Below are 2,678 nucleotides of genomic sequence, written 5' to 3' on the forward strand. Positions count from 1 at the left end.
GCTGGGGGTCGCCCCGGCCCGGTTGTGGGGCGGGGCCACGGCCCGGATCATCCTGAGCGATCCCGCGCTGGATCCGAGCAGCGCTGCCCCCGCTCTGCGGAGCTTCCTCTGGGCCGGCTCAACCGAGCAGGGTGCGCCGCCCGAACCGGGCGAGGAGCGTCCCCTCGTCCTCGTGTCCCTGAGCGCCACCGACTGGCCCGGGATGCTCCCCGTGTACCGCAGAATCGTTGCGGCCCTCACCGCGCTCCCGGTGGAGGCCGTGGTCACGACGGGAGACGTCGACCTCGGCGGCGAGCTTCGCGGGTCCCCGAACGTCACCGTGACCGGCTGGCTCGATCACACGCGGGTGCTGCCCCGCGCGAGCCTGCTCGTCGGGCACGGCGGGCACTCCACAACGCTCAAGGCCCTGGCGCACGGCGTGCCGGTGCTCACGCTCCCGATCAACCCGATCTCCGATCAACGCCTCATCGGCACGGTCATCGAGCGGCACGGGCTCGGCGCGACCCTGCCCAAGCGCGCCAGCACGGCGCGGCTCCGATCGACGATCAGCGCCCTGCTGGCCGACCCGGACTCGCGCGAACGCGCCGCCCGGGCCGGTGAACGTCTGCGCGGCAGCGCCCGGGGCGCGGAGCGCGCGGCCGCCTGGGTCGCCGCCCTCGCTCGGCGCGCCTGAGCCCCGCCGCCGGGTCGCTCCTCCGGGCTACGCGCCGCGCCGGTCCTCGGGCAGCTCCGGGGCCGCGGCGGGCGGCACCCGCATGCTCCCCGGGGCCTCGAAGTCGGCCGCGAAGCCGAGCAGCGCCACGTCCGCGTATGCGGGGCCCGCAAAGGTCAGTCCGACCGGCATCCCGATGTCGGCCATGAGCCCCATCGGCACCGTGACCGTGGGGATGCCCAGGTGGCGCAGGGCGTAGTTGCCGTTCGAGAAGAACACCCCGTTCGACCAGGCGTGATCGGCGGCCTCGGGGTCGCGCTCGGCGTCCTCCCGGCCCACGTCGGCGTTCGCGGGGAACACGACCCCGTCGAAGCCCTCTTCGGCCAGCCAGCGCTCGAAGAGGTCCTCGCGCAGGCGGACCAGGGCGCGCAGGCCGTCCGCGAAGTCGGCGCGCTGGCGGGGATCGGGCACCCCGCCCGGCTGCTGGGCCATCGCCACGGTCGCCCGGTAGCGGTTGGGATAGTCCTCCACCTCCTCGTAGCGGTCGGGCAGCGTGCCGGGAGCCTGCGGGAAGATCTGGTCCGGGTCCACCGCCCCGAGGGTGGGAATGGCCGGGTCCGCGTTCGCCCGGAGGAAGTCGTCCCAGCCGAAGGCGAGGAAGTCCGTGAACTCGGTGTCCATCCAGCCCTCGGGGAGCACCCCGAGCGCCGCGACGTTCTCCTGACCGGGACGGTTGCCCTCGTACTGCTCGATCAGCGGGAAACCCGTGACAACGAGTTCGGCGCCGAGGGATTCGAGTCGCTCCCGGGCCGCGGCGAAGCGCTCCAGCACGCTCGGGCGGACCGCGATCGGGAAGTTCGGGTCCTCGCCGAGGTACATCGCGGGCACCGCGAAGCGCTTCCCGCGGAGCGCTCCCGGCTCCGCGGCCGCGAGGTAGCTCTCGGGGCGGTGCGCGGAGGGGGCGGGCACGGGCACGACGTCCTGGGCGCGCCAGAAGTCGCCGCGGGTGACCGGGTCATCCTGCACGAGCACGTCGAGCAGGCGGAGCAGATCCGGCATGGTCCGGCTGTGCGGCACGACGACATCCCGGGCCGGAAACAGCGGCCAGTTGCCCCGAATCGAGAGCACCCCCCAGCTCGGCGTGTACGCGCACAGCCCGTTATTGGAGGCGGGGCTGCGGCCGGAGGACACGGTCTCCTCGCCCATGCCGAACACGGCGAGGTTCGCCGCGGTGGCGACGCCCGAGCCGTTGGAGGAGCCCGAGGCATAGGCCGCGGCCAGGTAGTCGCGGTTGTACGGGCTCTCGGCCCGACCGTAGACCCCGCGCTGCATGCCCCCGTCGGCCATCGGCGGCATGTTGGTCTTGCCGAGGAGCACGGCCCCCGCGCCCAGCAACTGCTCGACGGAGAAGGCGTCCCACTGCGCGACGAGTGACTGGAAGGCGGGCGAGCCGGAGGCGACCGTGAGGCCCCGGACCATGTACGAGTCCTTGACCGTGAAGGGCACGCCCTCCAGGGGCCGCGCGGTGCCAGCGGCCCAGCGCCGGTCGGATTCCGCGGCCGCGTCGAGGGCGGCGGGGTTCGGCACGACGATCGCGTGCAGCCCCTCGGCCCCGCGGTCGAAGGCCTCGGCCCGCGCGAGGAAGCGCTCGGTCAGCCAGACGCTCGTGATCTCGCCGCTGCCCAGGGCGGCGAGCACCTGCTCGATGCTGGCCTCGGCAAGCGCGAAGGGGGCTTTCGGGTCGATCATGGACGTCCTCGTTTCTGTTCCGACACGGTATCCTGAAATCAGTTTCAGTTTTTTCCGCGCCGCTGTCAAATGCGGCGCGCCCCACCGGGAGGAGCGGCATGGCAGCGGACACGAGGGAACGCATCCTCGCCTCGTGCGCCCGGGTGATCGCCCGGACGGGCCTCGCACGGTTTCGGATGAGCGAGGTGGCGCGCGAGGCCGGGGTCTCGATCGGGCTGCTCGCCTATCACTTCGGTGACCGGGACGGCCTCCTCCAGGCCGCCCTCGACGAGGTCAC

3 protein-coding genes are annotated in these 2,678 nt (G+C 73.3%); 2 read left to right on the forward strand and 1 reads right to left on the reverse strand.

Annotated features, from left to right (window positions below; translation table 11 throughout):
- Window positions 1–673 (forward strand): glycosyltransferase (locus OOT08_RS00420; protein ID WP_325090623.1); only part of this gene is annotated, 673 nt, incomplete at its 5' end.
- 27 nt (window positions 674–700) lie between these two features.
- On the opposite strand, the gene OOT08_RS00425 is transcribed toward OOT08_RS00420, so the two are convergent.
- Window positions 701–2,401, reverse strand: a complete 1,701-nt coding sequence (locus OOT08_RS00425) for an amidase (protein ID WP_325090624.1) — start codon at window positions 2,399–2,401, stop codon at window positions 701–703.
- A gap of 98 nt (window positions 2,402–2,499) precedes the next feature.
- Here OOT08_RS00425 and OOT08_RS00430 point away from each other — a divergent pair.
- The coding region (locus tag OOT08_RS00430; protein WP_325091266.1) for a TetR/AcrR family transcriptional regulator at window positions 2,500–2,678 on the forward strand (179 nt) is incomplete at its 3' end.

This window comes from Leucobacter sp. M11, assembly GCF_035726885.1.
In the GTDB taxonomy this organism is placed as follows: domain Bacteria; phylum Actinomycetota; class Actinomycetes; order Actinomycetales; family Microbacteriaceae; genus JAPFRB01.